The 14188-nt window shown below is 70.9% G+C and carries 15 protein-coding genes; 5 read left to right on the top strand and 10 right to left on the bottom strand.

Annotated elements, in window-relative coordinates; all coding sequences use genetic code 11:
- Positions 1-65: 65 nt before the first annotated feature.
- Positions 66-380: a PLD nuclease N-terminal domain-containing protein gene (locus BLW57_RS22260; protein ID WP_093476804.1), complete on the top strand. Its 315-nt coding sequence runs from the start codon at positions 66-68 to the stop codon at positions 378-380.
- A 45-nt stretch (positions 381-425) separates the two neighbouring features.
- Here BLW57_RS22260 and BLW57_RS22255 read toward each other — a convergent pair whose 3' ends face one another.
- A complete protein-coding gene (locus tag BLW57_RS22255) occupies positions 426-620 on the bottom strand; it encodes a hypothetical protein (protein WP_218138117.1) in 195 nt (64 codons plus the stop codon).
- Entirely contained in the window at positions 617-1702 is a 1086-nt protein-coding gene (locus tag BLW57_RS22250; protein ID WP_093476801.1) for a hypothetical protein, read from the bottom strand. Before BLW57_RS22250 ends, BLW57_RS22255 begins: the two co-directional genes overlap by 4 nt.
- A gap of 173 nt (positions 1703-1875) precedes the next feature.
- Here BLW57_RS22250 and BLW57_RS22245 point away from each other — a divergent pair, with 173 nt between their 5' ends.
- From BLW57_RS22245 to BLW57_RS22235, 3 genes are all read left to right on the top strand, one after another.
- Positions 1876-2325, top strand: coding sequence for a nucleoside deaminase (locus BLW57_RS22245; protein WP_093476800.1), 450 nt, complete (start codon positions 1876-1878; stop codon positions 2323-2325).
- Complete coding sequence (locus BLW57_RS22240) at positions 2318-3301, top strand: isopenicillin N synthase family dioxygenase (RefSeq protein WP_093476799.1); 984 nt, start codon at positions 2318-2320, stop codon at positions 3299-3301. The genes BLW57_RS22245 and BLW57_RS22240 overlap by 8 nt, the downstream gene beginning before the upstream one ends.
- Positions 3302-3452: 151 nt before the next feature.
- A complete protein-coding gene (locus BLW57_RS22235; RefSeq protein WP_093476797.1) occupies positions 3453-4859 on the top strand; it encodes a condensation domain-containing protein in 1407 nt (468 codons plus the stop codon).
- A 16-nt stretch (positions 4860-4875) separates the two neighbouring features.
- Here BLW57_RS22235 and BLW57_RS22230 read toward each other — a convergent pair whose 3' ends face one another.
- From BLW57_RS22230 to hemL, 8 genes are all read right to left on the bottom strand, one after another.
- The gene (locus BLW57_RS22230; protein WP_093476796.1) at positions 4876-5334 is read right to left on the bottom strand and encodes an SRPBCC family protein; all 459 of its coding nucleotides are present in this window, start codon (positions 5332-5334) and stop codon (positions 4876-4878) included.
- Between the two features lie 25 nt (positions 5335-5359).
- Complete coding sequence (gene ccsB, locus BLW57_RS22225; protein WP_093476794.1) at positions 5360-6442, bottom strand: c-type cytochrome biogenesis protein CcsB; 1083 nt, start codon at positions 6440-6442, stop codon at positions 5360-5362.
- Positions 6439-8154, bottom strand: a complete 1716-nt coding sequence (locus BLW57_RS22220) for a cytochrome c biogenesis protein ResB (protein ID WP_093476793.1) — start codon at positions 8152-8154, stop codon at positions 6439-6441. The genes ccsB and BLW57_RS22220 overlap by 4 nt, the downstream gene beginning before the upstream one ends.
- A 3-nt stretch (positions 8155-8157) precedes the next feature.
- Positions 8158-8928, bottom strand: a complete 771-nt coding sequence (locus BLW57_RS22215) for a cytochrome c biogenesis CcdA family protein (protein ID WP_093476791.1) — start codon at positions 8926-8928, stop codon at positions 8158-8160.
- A 1-nt stretch (position 8929) separates the two neighbouring features.
- Positions 8930-9520 (bottom strand): TlpA family protein disulfide reductase, encoded by a 591-nt coding sequence (locus tag BLW57_RS22210; protein ID WP_176985683.1) that lies wholly within the window; start codon positions 9518-9520, stop codon positions 8930-8932.
- A gap of 114 nt (positions 9521-9634) precedes the next feature.
- Positions 9635-10939 carry a polysaccharide deacetylase family protein gene (locus BLW57_RS22205; protein WP_093476788.1) on the bottom strand — a complete coding sequence of 435 codons (1305 nt, stop codon included), beginning with the start codon at positions 10937-10939 and terminating at the stop codon, positions 9635-9637.
- Between the two features lie 150 nt (positions 10940-11089).
- Entirely contained in the window at positions 11090-11749 is a 660-nt protein-coding gene (locus tag BLW57_RS22200) for a histidine phosphatase family protein (protein ID WP_256339837.1), read from the bottom strand.
- Between the two features lie 50 nt (positions 11750-11799).
- On the bottom strand, positions 11800-13116 hold the full coding sequence (gene hemL / locus BLW57_RS22195; protein WP_093480822.1) for a glutamate-1-semialdehyde 2,1-aminomutase: 1317 nt from the start codon (positions 13114-13116) through the stop codon (positions 11800-11802).
- A gap of 590 nt (positions 13117-13706) precedes the next feature.
- Between hemL and BLW57_RS22185 the strand changes: the two genes are divergently transcribed.
- Positions 13707-14144, top strand: coding sequence for a hypothetical protein (locus BLW57_RS22185; protein ID WP_010353923.1), 438 nt, complete (start codon positions 13707-13709; stop codon positions 14142-14144).
- Positions 14145-14188 lie beyond the last annotated feature (44 nt).

Genomic DNA, 14188 nt, shown 5'->3' with positions numbered 1-14188 from the left:
ATGGCCACCCGCTACCCTGGCCCGGTCACCGGGGCCGCCTCACACCGTCGGGAGATCGCACGACCATGCTCAGGTATCTGCCGTTCCTGCTGGTCCTGGCGCTGTGGATCTACGCGTTCGTGGACTGTCTGAACACCCCCGAGGAAGAGGTGCGCCACCTGCCGAAGGTGGTGTGGGTGATCATCATCCTGCTCTTCGGCGAGGTCCTGGTCGGGCCGGTCGCCTGGCTGATCACCGGCAAGGCGCGGGGCGCCGGGGCGTACGGCTCCGCCTCGCCGGACGGGCACGGCACCGCGGGTGCCGGCTGGGTCGCCCCCGACGACAACCCCGAGTTCCTCAAGTCCCTCAGGAAGGACGAGCCCGAGCCCGGGTCCGAGTGACGGCCTGCCCGATGCGGGGCACGGGCCGGGCCGGGCGCGGGCGGGTCAGCGGAAGACGGCCACCGGGTACTGGAGCACGATCTGGCGGGCCCGGGGGTCCCAGCTGGTCACCTTGCCCAGGCAGTGCGCCTGGAACTGGCCCTCGGGCAGCTCCCTTTCGGGGGTGAGCAGTCCGTCGGCGCGCGGCACGACCCGCAGACGGGCGGCCGGTCCGCCGTCCCCGTAGGGTGCCCGCATCACCAGTGTCGCCTCGCGCCGGTCGCCGGCCTCGAACCGTCCGGTGACCATGACGAACTCGCCGATCTCGCTGAGCGGTACCTCGGCGGCCGGTGCGCGATGAGCTGGGGCTCGGTGACGAACCGTGCCGACGGGTAGAGCAGCACCCGTTCGCCGTCGACGTGTCCGGTGCCGGCGCGGGCGGCGATCTGGTGGGCGAGGAACTGGTGCTCGTAGATCACCGCGATGGGCGAGATGCTCTTGCCCTCGGCGGAGACGTAGGTCTCGTTCTTCTCCGAGGACGGCATGCCCTGGTCGTTGAGGAGGAGCCGGATCCGCTCGGCGAAGCGGGTCGCCTCGGCCGGGGTCTGCGGGATGTTGTCGTGGTTCCACACGTAGGAGACGAGGCCGAGGTAGGTGCCGGCGGAGTTGGCCTCGCAGATGTCGGAGGTCTGGGCGAGCACCTTGTTGCCGTTGTGGATGCCGTGCCGGTCGATGCCGAGGCCGTCCCAGCGGCGGCCGTCGGCGGTCGCCCGCAGGAACTTCGCCATGTCGAGCGAGTAGTACAGCGGCCGGGCTCCGGCGGGCGCGCCGGGGAGCGGGGTGGCGATCCCGGCCGCCCGGAGGGTCTCGGCGTACTCGCGGTAGGTGCCGAGCACGATCGGGCTGACGAAGGGGTGGTACGTCGTCGCCGGGTGGCCCTCGGCCGCGCGTCTGCGGGTGATCAGGTCGGCGGCGGGCTGGCCCGAGGGGAAGACGATGTCGTAGTCGTCGTAGCTCTGCTGGGCGATGCCGCGGGATCCCATGCGGGTGATGTGCACGCGGAAGCCGTGCCGGACGAGCAGCCGCTGGACCTCGGGGTCCTCGAAGCAGTCGGCTTTCGAGGCCATCTTGGCCTGGATCGTGACGATGCGCGCGAACGGCAGTCCGACGTGCCCCCGGGCGAGGACGACGATCGCGCACAGGGCGGTGGCCGCCGCGACGGCGCGGGGGATCAGCCTGCGCGCCGGCGAGCGCCGCCGGGGTGTGACGGCCGGGGCGCCGACCTTCAGGCGCGGCTCGCCGGCCTGACGGGGTCTGTCGGTCTCGGCTCTGTGTGTGGCCACCCGTTTCTCCTGCGTCAGCGGGGGCAGGATCGTCGCCGTCCGAGACGACGGCCGGCGGAACGCCCAACCAACGTGCGGCCACGCGCATGTGAAGGACCGTCAGATAATTGTGGAAGGCCCGCCTCACCCCTTCGGTGCGTGACGCCGGCCCGTCCCGGAGGCAGAGTGAGGTCATGGACGAACGACAGGTCCGCGTCTGGCTCGCCACCGCCGTCGAGGAGGCCCGGGCCGGCCTCGCCGAGGGCGGCATCCCGATCGGCGCCGCGCTGTACGGCCCGGACGGTGCCCTCCTCGGCCGCGGGCACAACCGCCGGGTCCAGGACGGCGACCCCTCGGCGCACGCGGAGACGGCGGCCTTCCGCGCGGCGGGCCGGCAGCGCACGTACCGCGGCACGACCATGGTCACCACCCTGTCCCCCTGCTGGTACTGCAGCGGCCTGGTCCGCCAGTTCGGCATCTCCCGGGTCGTGGTCGGCGAGGCCCGGACGTTCCACGGCGGGCACGACTGGCTGGCCGCGCACGGAGTGGAGATCCTGGTCGTGGACGACGCGGAGTGCACGGCGATGATGCGCTCCTTCGTCGAGGACCAGCCGGACCTGTGGAACGAGGACATCGGTGACTGAGACGCCCGCCCCGATCCCGGCCGTCGACCTGCGTCCGTGGCGCGACGGGGACGCCGAGGCCCGGGCGCACCTCGCCCGCACCGTCGACCGGGCCCTGCAGACCGCCGGGTTCCTGCTGATCACCGGGCACGGTGTGGACCCGCTCCTGCGTTCCGGGATCCGGTCCGCGGCCCGGCGGTTCTTCCTGCTCCCGCCCGGGGTCAAGCGGCGGTACGCGGCCCGGGTCGGCGGACGCGGCTGGCTCGGCCCCGGCGCCGAGGCCAACGGGTACGCGGAGGGCACCGAGACGCCGCCCGACCTGAAGGAGTCGCTGACCTTCGCCACGGACGAGCCCTTCGGCGACCCGGCCGTCGACGCCGAGTGGTACGCGCCCAACGTGTGGCCCGCCGAGGTCCCCGGGCTGCGTCCGCTGTGCCAGGAGTACCTGGCACGGATGGCCGGGCTGGAGAAGGAGCTGCTGTCCCTGCTGGGCCACGCGCTCGGGCTGGAACCGGACATCTTCTCCCGGCACATGGACCGTCCGACGTACGGCTTCAACATCAACTGGTACCCGGGCACGGAGGTGGTCGGCCGGCCGCGGCCTGGGCAGTTCCGGATCGGGCCGCACACCGACTTCGGCACCGTCACCATCCTGGACCGGCAGACGGGCCGGGGCGGACTCCAGGTGTACACCGACCCCGCGGACGGCGGCGCCGGCTGGCAGGACGCGCCCTGGGACCCGGCGGCCCTGACCGTCAACATCGGTGACCTGCTCGCCCGTTGGACCGGTGACCGGTGGCGGTCGGGACGGCACCGGGTGCTGCCCCCGCCCGTGGACGCGCCCGCCGAGGAGCTGATGTCTCTCGTCTACTTCGGCGAGTGCACCCCGGGCACCCTTGTGGAGTCGGTACCGGCGCCGGTGGGCCGGGTCGCGTACCCGCCGGTCGACTCGCACGTGTACCTGCGCGAGAAGCTCGATTCGATCAGCGTCGGCTGAGCCCCGAACCGCACCGTCGGTTAATCACTTCCGCGTTCGGCCTGCCACCCGTTCCGTTGAAATGAACCCGACGGGCATGTCCCGGCCGCGTCCCTCGGCATTGCCTGAGGGGGACCCGCAACCAGGGGCCCCCTTCTGTGATGGGAGACGCGTGCGAATCACTGACATCCAGCGCTGCGAGGTCCGGCCGGGACGGCTCGTCGAGTGGACGCTGAGCCCGGCGACCGTAGCGGTGGCGACCGCACTGCCGGAGGACTCCCGGCGACCGGCCTACATCCAGGAGTCGCACATCAGGACGGCCCGGAGCGTCCGGGAGGACGGGCTGTTCGTGCCGACCTGGCTCGGCACCGCCTTCGACATCCCCGGCCCGGCCGACCTCGACAGGCTGCAGGAGGCGCTGCGCGCCTGGACCGTACGGCACGAGACGCTGCGCAGCGGCTTCCGCTGGGCGGGCGAGGAACTGCGCCGGTTCACCCTCGACGCCGCCGACGTGACGCTGTGCCGCGAGGACGTGGGCGACTTCCCCGACGCCGACGACCTCGTCCGGCACCTCCAGGACCGCTTCGACACCGTCGCGGACGCGCTGCGCTGGCCGAACCTGATCTACACGGCGGTCGTGCGGGACGACGGCGTCAGCGTGTACATGGCCTTCGACCACAGCAACGTCGACGCCTACTCCCTGCACCGGATCGCCGCCGAGATCCACGAGCTGTACGCGGCGGGCCCGGCCGGAGTCGCCGCGGACCGCCCCGCCCCGGCCGCGAGCTACGTGGACTTCTGCGAGATCGAGCGGGCGGACGCCGACGGCATCGACGGGCGGCACGCCGTCGTGGAGCGCTGGCGCCAGTTCATCCACCGCTGCGACGGGACGCTGCCGGGCTTCCCGGTCGACCTCGGCCTGGAGCCGGGCGGCCCGCTGCCCCCGCAGCGGATGCTGTGCGAGCCGCTGGCGGACGCGGACGAGGCGGCGGCGTTCGAGGCGTACTGCCGGCCCTACGGCGGCAGCCTGGTCGGTCTGCTGGCCGCGACCGCGCTCATCGTCCGAGAACTGGGCGGGCAGTCGGTGTACCGGACGGTGGTGCCGTTCCACACCCGGGTGAAGTCGCGGTGGAACGACTCGGTGGGCTGGTACGTGGGCGGCGCCCCGATCGAGGTGCCCGTGGGCCCGGGCCCCGGCCTCCGGGACACGCTGCGGGCGGTGCGGGCCGAGCTCCAGGCGAACCGGCCGCTGTCCCGGATGCCGCTGGCCCGGGTGCTGAGCCTGCTCGGCGCGGACTTCCGGCCGACCTCACCGGACCTGTACTCGATCGTCTCCTACGTCGACGCCCGGGACATCCCCGGCGCCGAGCGGTGGGCGGAGCTGAAGGCGCACGGCCTGCTCCGGGTCTCGTACGGCGACCAGGTGTGCGTGTGGGTGAACCGGCTGCACGAGGGGCTGTGGCTGGCGAGCCGCTACCCGGACACCGATGTGGCGGCGAAGAACCTGCGGCTCTACGTGGAGCGGTTGCGGGACCACATCGCCTCGGTGGCCCACGGGAGCCTCCCGGCGGCCTCCTGAACCGGCCGCCGCCGTCCTAGGTGAACTGGCCGGGGAGGGGCTCCGAAGGCTCCGGCTCCGGCCCGGAGGGGCCCTGCGGACCCCCCAGATGGGCGATCAGCCGTTCGAATCGGGCCCGCCAGCCGGCCTCCGACTCCCCCTCGCCCTGGAACTCGTGGGTGAAGCGCAGCGCGCTCTCCGCCGCCCCCTCCCGCTCCAGGTGGAACCGGATGCGGCCGCCGCTGCCGACGGTGTACTCGGCGACCCGGTCCACGTCCCACGCCGTGACCTGCCCGGTGCCCAGGTCACGCATAGCGACCATGCCGTCGAGCCGGGGTTCGAGCACGTCGACGGCGGTGCACCAGGCCCCGAGGCCCTCGGGGGTGGCCACCGCCGGCCAGACGTCCTCCATGCGCAGCGGGATCCGCACCAGGAAGTGGAGTATGTGCGTGTTCCCGTGCGTCTGGCTCATGCCCTGTTCGATGGAACCGCTCATGACACCAGTGTCACCGACGGGGTGGTCACACGCCCGCGTAGGAGTGCTTGCCGCTGACGAAGATGTTGACGCCGTAGTAGTTGAACAGCCAGCAGCCGAAGGCGATCATCGCCAGGTAGGCGGCCTTGCGGCCCTTCCAGCCGGCCGTGGCACGGGCGTGCAGGTAGCAGGCGTAGGCGATCCAGGTGATGAAGGACCAGGTCTCCTTCGGGTCCCAGTTCCAGTAGCGGCCCCAGGCGTCGCCCGCCCAGATGGCGCCCGCGATGATCGTGAACGTCCACAGCGGGAACACGGCCGCGTTGACCCGGTAGGCGAACTTGTCCAGGGACGCGGAGGAGGGCAGGCGCTCCAGCACCGAGCTCGCGAACGCGCCCGGCTTGCCGCCGGTCTGGAGCTTGTTCTCGTAGGAGTCCTTGAACAGGTACAGGATCGTGGCGACCGCGCCGACGTAGAACACCGCACCGCAGAAGATCGCGGTGGAGACGTGGATGTACAGCCAGTACGAGTGCAGCGCGGGCACCAGCTGGTCGCTCGCGGTGTACAGGACGGTGACGGCGAGACCGAGGTCCAGCAGGACCGTGGTGATCAGGAACAGGCCGAGCCAGCGCACGTTCTTCTTCAGCGCCAGCAGCCCGAGGTAGACGCCGACGGCGACCGTGGAGAAGGTGATGTTGAACTCGTACATGTTGCCCCACGGCGCCCGCTCCACGGAGGCCGCGCGGGTGACGACCCCGCCCAGCTCCACGAGGAACGCGAGCACGGTGAGCGAGACGGCGACCCGCCCGTAGAGGTCGCCCTGCACGTCACCGCCGTGGGCGCCCGGCCCGTCCGGCACGTCCCGCGTGCCGGACGACGAGCGGACGACGACCTTGGGCCGCTCCAGGACGGCCGTACCGCCGGCCTTGCGCACGGTGACGGCGGGGGCGCCGCCCTGCCGTGCGCCGTCCGTGGTCAGCGCGGCGGCCGTACGGGCGACCTTGCTGCGGCTGCCGAAGAGCCATTCGGCGATGTACGCGAAGAAGGCCAGGGTGTAGACGGCCATCGACGAGTAGATCAGCGTGTTGCTGATGCTCGCCAGGTGTTCGTTGGTCGCGGCGGCGAGAGTCACTTCTCAGCCCCTTCGGCAGGTACGACGGTGGATTCGTTGGCGTCGTCGGGTTCGGGGGCCCCCGGCGCGTGGTCGTAGAGGGTTCCGGCGAGCACGCCCAGCTCCTCGGGCACCTTGGCGGACTCGCTGCGGCCGAGCCCGGCCATCTCGACGACCGTGACGCCGTCGGCACCGCGCACCGCCCGCACCCAGACGCGGCGGCGCTGGATGAACAGGGACCCGGCGAGCCCGAAGATCGCCGCGAAGGCACCGCCGAGCGCCCAGCCGCCACCCGGCTCCTGGACGATCTCGAAGCCGGCCCATTCCTTGACGTCCTTCTCGAACGTGATGGAACCGGCGCCGTCGGGCAGCTTCATGGTGTCGCCCGGCTGGAGCAGCTTCTTCAGCAGCTGGCCCTTGGCGTCCTTGAACGCCTTCATATGGGTCTTGTCGAGCTGGTACACGTTCTGGGTGCCCGTGTCGACGCCGAGGTCGCCGTGGTACGCGTTCACCGCGAGCAGCGGGTTCACCAGCGCCGGGAACTGCGAGAGCATCGTGCCGCTCTTCGGGTCGAAGGTCGGCACGAAGAAGGCCTGGAAACCGAGCTGGTCCTTCTTCCCCCGGGCGTCGCGGTAGCCGTCCATCACCTTCACCACGCCGTTGGAGGTGACGTTGCCGTCGAGCGGCAGCAGCGGTACGGCGTCGTGGTAGACGACCTTGCCCTTGCCGTCGCGGACGGTGACGACGGGCGCGTACCCGTGGCTGACGAGGTAGACCTTGGCGTCGTCGATCTTCAGCGGCTGGTTGACCCTGACGCTGGTCGTCCGCTGCTTGCCGTACGCGCCCACGCCGTAGGCGATCTTCGCCTCGAAGGTGCGCGGGGTGCCCTTGTTGGGGCCGCTGGTCTCGTAGGTGGCCGTGAAGTCCTTGAGATCGAAGCTGAACGGCACCAGGTCGTCGTTCTGGAACAGGCTGCCGGACTTGAAGTCGTCGTACATGGGCAGCGCGTTCGCGAAGCCGTCGCCCTCCACCATCAGCTTGGTGCCGTCCGACTTGTACAGCTGGCCGGAGGCGAAGGCGACCAGCAGCACGATCAGCGCGATGTGGAAGACCAGGTTGCCGACCTCGCGCAGATAGCCCTTCTCGGCGGCGACGGCGTCACCGGCGGTGTGGGCGCGGAAGCGGCGCTTCTTCAGCAGGGCGAGCGCGGCCTCGCGGACCTGCTCGGGGTCGGCCTCGGTCCGCCACGTCGTGTAGGCCGGCAGCCGGTTCAGCCGCTTCGGCGCGCCCGGCGGACGGCTGCGCAGCTGGCCGACGAACTGCCAGGTGCGCGGGACGATGCAGCCGATCAGGGAGACGAACAGCAGGATGTAGATGGCGGAGAACCACACCGAGCTGTAGACGTGGAACAGGCCGAGCTTGTCGTAGATCGGCGTCAGCGTCTTGTGGGCGGTGCGGAAGTCCTCGACCTTGCTCGCGTCGGCGTCGGTCTGCGGGATCAGCGAGCCGGGGATCGCGCCGAGCGAGAGCAGCAGGAGCAGCAGCAGCGCGACCCGCATGGAGGTCAGCTGCCGCCAGAACCAGCGGACCCAGCCGATGACGCCGAGACCGGGCACGGTCGCGAGTTCCTCCCGCGGTGCCGTGGACAGCTGGGAGCCCGCCGCCCCCAGGTCGTCCTGGCTCTCGGTGCTCCCGGCTTCGCCCGGGGAGTTGTCGGTAGTGGTGTTGCTCATCGATCAGATCCCCACACTGAAGCCGTTGGACCAGGTCTGCATCTGCTGCACCAGGGCGTCCCAGGCACCGGTCAGCAGCAGCACACCGGTCACGATCATCATCGTGCCGCCGATGCGCATCACCCAGACATAGTGGCGCTTGACCCAGGCGAAGGCGCCCAGCGCCTTGCGGAAGGCGATCGCGGTGAGGACGAAGGGGACGCCGAGACCCACGCAGTAGATCACCGTCAGCAGGGCGCCGCGTCCGGCGCTCGCCTCGTTCCAGGAGAGCGCGTTCACCGAGGAGAGAGTCGGGCCCATGCAGGGGGTCCAGCCGATGCCGAACAGGGCGCCGAGGAACGGGGCGCCCACCAGGCCGTTCGACGGCCGCCTGTGGAAGCGGAACTCGCGCTGGGTGAACCAGGGCATCAGCCCCATGAAGAACACACCCATGAGGATCATGAGGACGCCGAGCGCCTTGCTCAGCGGGTCCCGGTAGTCCTGGAGGGTCGAGCCGAAGTAGCCGAACAGCGCGCCGCCGGAGACGAAGACGGCGCTGAAGCCGACGACGAACAGGGAGGCGCCGGCGACCATCCGGCCGCGCCGGGCCTCGGCCAGGTCGGTGCCGGCGACGCCGGTGACGTAGGAGAGGTAGCCGGGGACCAGCGGCAGGACGCAGGGCGAGAAGAAGGAGACCAGCCCGCCGAGCAGCGCCAGGGGTGCGGAGATCAGCAGGGCGCCGTGGAGCACGGTCTGGTTCTGGCCCACCGCGGCCAGCGTCAGGGTCGCGCTCACGTCACTTCTCCGCCAGGACCGGCTTGAGCATCTTCAGCAGGCCGGCGTCGTCGAGCGGCTCCAGGGCACGCGCGGCGACCTTCCCGTCCTTGTCGAGGATGAGGGTGGACGGGATCAGCTGCGGGTTGAGGGTGCCCTTCTTGAAGCGGAGCATGAGCCGGCCCGTGGGGTCGTACAGGCTCGGGTACCCGATCCCGTGCTCCTTCTCGAAGGCGACCGCCGGGGTGGTGCTGGTGTCCCGGGTGTTGATGCCGACGAACTGCACACCCTTGCCGGAGTAGTCCTTCGACACCTTGGCGAAGTACTTCGCCTCCTCACGGCAGGGGCCGCACCAGGAGCCCCAGACGTTGAGCACGACGACCTTGCCCTTGTAGTCGGCGACGTCCACGGTCCTGCCGTCGATGGTCTTGCCGGACAGGTCGGGGGCCGCGGCCCGCTCGCCCTGCGGCGCGGTGTCGATGCCGTTGTTGCCGGTGACGAAGTTGGTGTTGCCACCGCCGCCGGAGGTGCCGCCCTTACCGCACGCGGACAGGGACAGGGCCGCCACGGCGGCCACGGCACTGAGCAGAACGGCGCGGCTTCGGGTACTCATGTGAAAAGTTTCGCATGGCCGTTCCGGGGATCTTGCGCGCCCCCCTGCCGGACAGAGAACCGCATTTCAGGGCGTATTTACACGGGGCATTTCGGACTATGTACCCCGCGAGGCTCAGGCGGCGTCCGAGGAGGCCGACTTGGTGTCCCGCAGGAACTCCTTCCAGCCGCCGGCGGGCCGCTGCCCGACCTCCAGCGTCCGCAGCTTCGCGAGCACCTCGGGCTTCTGCGCGTCCATCCAGTCCGCGAACTGCCGGAAGGAGACCAGCCGCACGTCCCCGCCCTTCTCCTTCTCGCGCGCGATGTGCTTGAAGGCCTCCTCGACGGAGTCCATGTAGATGCCGCCGTTCCACTCCTCGAAGTGGTTGCCGACGAAGAACGGCGCCCGGTTCGTCTCGTACGCCCGCTGGAATCCCTGGATGTACGCCTGCGCGGACTGCTTGCGCCAGCCCGGGTAGTTGTACGCGGGCGCCTTGGTGGAGTTCACGGACTGGTTGGCCAGCATGTTGTAGTCCATGGACAGGACCTCGAAGGAACGTCCGGGGAAAGGTATCTGCTGCAAGGGCAGGTCCCATATCCCCTGGCGCTTCACCGGCCACGTCTGACGGCCGCCCGGCGAGGAGGCGTCATAGCGCCAGCCCAGCTCGCGGGCGGTGGGCAGCAGGTTGTTCTGGCCGAGCAGACACGGCGTGCGGCCGCCGACCAGCTCCTTGTCGTAGTCGAAGGGCAGCGAGGGCAGGTCCGTCCAGCCGGTGTTCGTCCGCCACTCCTTGACGAACGCCTTCGCCTGCCGGATCTCGCTGCGCCACTGCTGCGGGCTCCAGTTGGCGACCGAGCCGCCGCCCGCGCAGAAGTGCCCGTTGAAGTGGGTGCCGATCTCGTGGCCCTCGAGCCAGGCGCGGCGCACGCCTGCGAGCGTGGCCTTGATGTGCGCGTCGGTGAGGTAGCCGATGTCCGAGGCGCCGCGCGGGTTGTTCGGCGGCTCGTACAGCCGCTTCTTCGACTCGGGCAGCAGATACAGCCCCGAGAGGAAGAAGGTCATGCTCGCGCCGTGTTCCTTGGCGAGATCGAGGAAGCGCGGGAAGAGTCCGTTGCCGACCTCGCCGGCGCCGTCCCAGGAGAAGATCACGAACTGCGGCGGGGTCTGGCCCGGCTCCAGCGGCTCGGGCCTGGCCGGCTGGTGCGGCTGCCTGCCGGTGAAGGAGGTGGAGCCGTCGCCGATGGGCCGCGCCGGACGGGCACCGGGCCGGCCCTGGTCCTTGCCGTCGTGCCCGTCGACGCCCTTGCCGGAACCGTCCCGGTGCCCCGCGCCGTCCGAGGACTTGAGTCCCCCGCAGCCGGCGAGACCGGCGGCGGCCGCCGCGCCCGCGCCGAGGCCGAGTGCCCCACGCCGGGAGAGGGTCCGGGAGATGGTGCGCATGGAGATCCCCGATTCGTCGCGCCTGCTGGATGGTCACCCAGTCAGAGGGCGTGACGATCGGGGAGGTTCCGCCAATTTGTGCGCTTTTCGTAACGATCCCCGCAAAAGCGCACCAAGCGCTTCAAAGGGACCTCCGGAAACGACGGTCCGTCAGGCCCCGAAGGCCTTCCCCTGGGCCGTGCCCTTGCCCTTCTGGGGCTTGGCGCCGGCGCGCAGATGGACCGGGACGAGATCGATGGCGGGCTCGCTGTAGCCGACCGACACGATCTTGTCGCCCTGGTACGTGAAGGTCGTCAGGGAGGCGAGGGTGCACTGCCGCTTGCGCGGGTCGTGCCACAGCCGCCGCCGCTCGACGTACGAACGGACGATCCAGATCGGCAGCTGATGGCTGACCAGCACCGCCTCGTGCCCGCGGGCCCGGTCCTTGGCCGCGTTCAGCGCGCCCATCATCCGCACGACCTGGTCGATGTACGGCTCGCCCCAGGACGGCCGGAACGGGTTGACGAGGTGCTTCCAGTTGTCCGGCTTGCGCAGCGCGCCGTCGCCGACCCCGAACGTCTTGCCCTGGAAGACGTTGTCGGCCTCGATGAGCCGCTCGTCGGTGTCCAGGCCTAGGCCGTGCGCCTTGGCGATCGGGGTGGCCGTCTCCTGCGCGCGCTCCAGCGGCGAGGCGCACACGTGGGTGACGTCACGTGAGGCGAGGTGCTCGGCGACCCGGTCGGCCATCTGCCGGCCGAGCTCGGACAGGTGGTACCCGGGCAGCCGTCCGTAGAGGACGCCGCTCGGGTTCTCGACCTCGCCGTGCCGCATGAGGTGGACGACGGTGATGTCCTTGTCGCCGGTGTTGCCGGTGCTGTTGCTCACGCGGTGGCCTCCGCAGCCGCCCGGGCCGCCGCCGGGAGGGCGTCGGCGATCTTCTGGATGGCCCGCTCGTCATGGGCCGTGGACACGAACCAGGACTCGAAGGACGACGGCGGCAGGTAGACGCCGTTCGACAGCAGCGAGTGGAAGAACGCGGTGAAGCGGTACGACTCCTGCCGCTTGGCGTCCTCGTAGTTGCGCACCTGCCGGTCGGTGAAGAAGACGGAGAACATGTTGGAGGCGCTCTGCAGCCGGTGCGCGACGCCCTCCTTGCTCAGCGCCTCGGTGACCAGCGACTGGATCTGCGCGGAGACGGCGTCCACCGTCTCGTACGCCGCGTCGTCGAGGAGCCGCAGCTGCGCGAGACCGGCGGCGGTGGCGACCGGGTTCCCGGAGAGGGTGCCGGCCTGGTAGACGGGCCCGGCCGGGGCGAGGTGGGCCATGACGTCGGCGCGCCCGCCGAAGGCGGCGGCCGGGAAGCCGCCGCCCATGACCTTGCCGAAGGTCATGAGGTCGGGTGCGACCCCGTCGACCCCGAACCAGCCGCTCCTGCTGGTCCGGAAGCCCGTCATCACCTCGTCGGAGATGTAGAGGGCGCCGTTCTTGTGGCAGGCGTCGCGCAGGCCCTGGTTGAACCCGGCGTCCGGCGGCACGACGCCCATGTTGCCGGGCGAGGCCTCGGTGATCACGCAGGCGATCTCGCCCGGGTGCCGGTGGAAGGCCTCCTGCACGGCCTCCAGGTCGTTGTACGGCAGCACGATCGTGTCGCCGGCCTGGGCGCCGGTGACGCCGGGGGTGTCCGGCAGCGCGAAGGTCGCGACACCGCTGCCGGCCGCGGCGAGCAACGAGTCCACGTGGCCGTGGTAGCAGCCGGCGAACTTGATCACCTTGGAGCGCCGGGTGAAGCCCCGGGCGAGGCGGATGGCCGACATGGTCGCCTCGGTGCCGCTGCTGACGAGCCGGACCTGCTCGACGGGCGCCACCCGGGCGACGATCTCCTCGGCGAGGGCGACCTCGCCCTCGCCGGGCGTGCCGAAGGACGTGCCGCGGGCGACGGCCTCCTGGACGGCGGCGATGACCTCGGGGTGCGAGTGGCCGAGGATCATCGGTCCCCAGGAGCACACGAGGTCGACGTACTCACGCCCGTCGGCGTCGGTGAGGTAGGCCCCCTTCCCCGACACCATGAAGCGCGGGGTGCCGCCGACGGCACGGAAGGCGCGCACCGGGGAGTTCACGCCCCCCGGTGTGACGGCGGAGGCACGGTCGAAGAGCGCCTGCGAGGCGGGCGCTTCGTACGGATAGGGCGTTTCGCTCAGGGCACTCATGACGTGCGAGTTCTCCGGCTTCTCGGACTCCGGTGGCGTGGTGACCCCCTCAGGGTAGGCCGCGCCCCGGCCGGACCGCGGTCCGCCTCAGGATCAGAGCGGCGCCGCTCAAGATCAAAGCGGCTCCATCCCTCATCTGCGAGACTGACACCTGATACACACAGCTCATACGCACGTAATGATCAGGGGTCGGGAAGTTCCCCGCGTGGACTGCTGTTCCACCGCACGTTTCGGCGGGCGGCCGTGGGGGAGGTCACTGACACGATGATCGGGTTGCGCGGCGGGGGCCACGCGTCCTAGAAAAGCAGTCGGGTGGAGATATGCATCGCGGTGGCGGACTGGGCGAGGGGACTGATGACCTGGGTCCTCGACGTGCCCGGCGGGGAAGGCACCGGCGCGAGGCGGAGGAAGCGACCGAAGCACGTCAGACACAGGGTGTACCGAGTGAGCCCGAGCGGTACGACCGGCAGATCGACCAGCAGCCCGACCGGCAGACCGACCGGCAGCCGGAGCGGCCGATCGACCGCCGGCTCGACCACCGGGCCGACCGCCTGCGGGCGGGGAGCAGGAATGGTGGTCGGGTGGGGGTGACGTACAAATACTTCGGCGCGCCGGACGGCGCGACCGCGGCCCGCGTCCCCATCTCGATGCGTCCCGAGGAACTCGGCGGCGACGAGCTGGGCATGAACGGCATGTTCACCAAGATCAAGCCGGAGACGATGGCCGCGATGGTGCTGACCGGCATCGAGGGCGTGCCCCTGCACAAGGTCCCGCCCCTCGAACTGGTCGTGCTGCACCCCGACTACGCCGTCGTCAAGCTTCCCATGACGGTCGTCGACCCCCTGCGCGACATCGGCGAGGAGGCGGTCGGCGCCGCGGCCTTCATCTGGTCGACGGTCCCGGACCGGGGCGGCCCGCGCGACGCGTTCAACGTGTACCAGCTGCTGCACGAGTGGCAGGACTTCTCGCACCGGCTGCACGAGGCCGGGCACCAGCCGTACTGCCTCGTCTGGCCCTGAGCCGGTCCCGCCGCACCGGGGGCGGGCGGGACTCCCGCGCGAAG

The sequence above is a fragment of the Streptomyces sp. 1222.5 genome, from assembly GCF_900105245.1.
Taxonomy (GTDB): domain Bacteria; phylum Actinomycetota; class Actinomycetes; order Streptomycetales; family Streptomycetaceae; genus Streptomyces; species Streptomyces albidocamelliae.
Note: the sequence above shows the minus strand (reverse complement) of the source record. Positions and strands in the feature narration are given on the sequence as shown.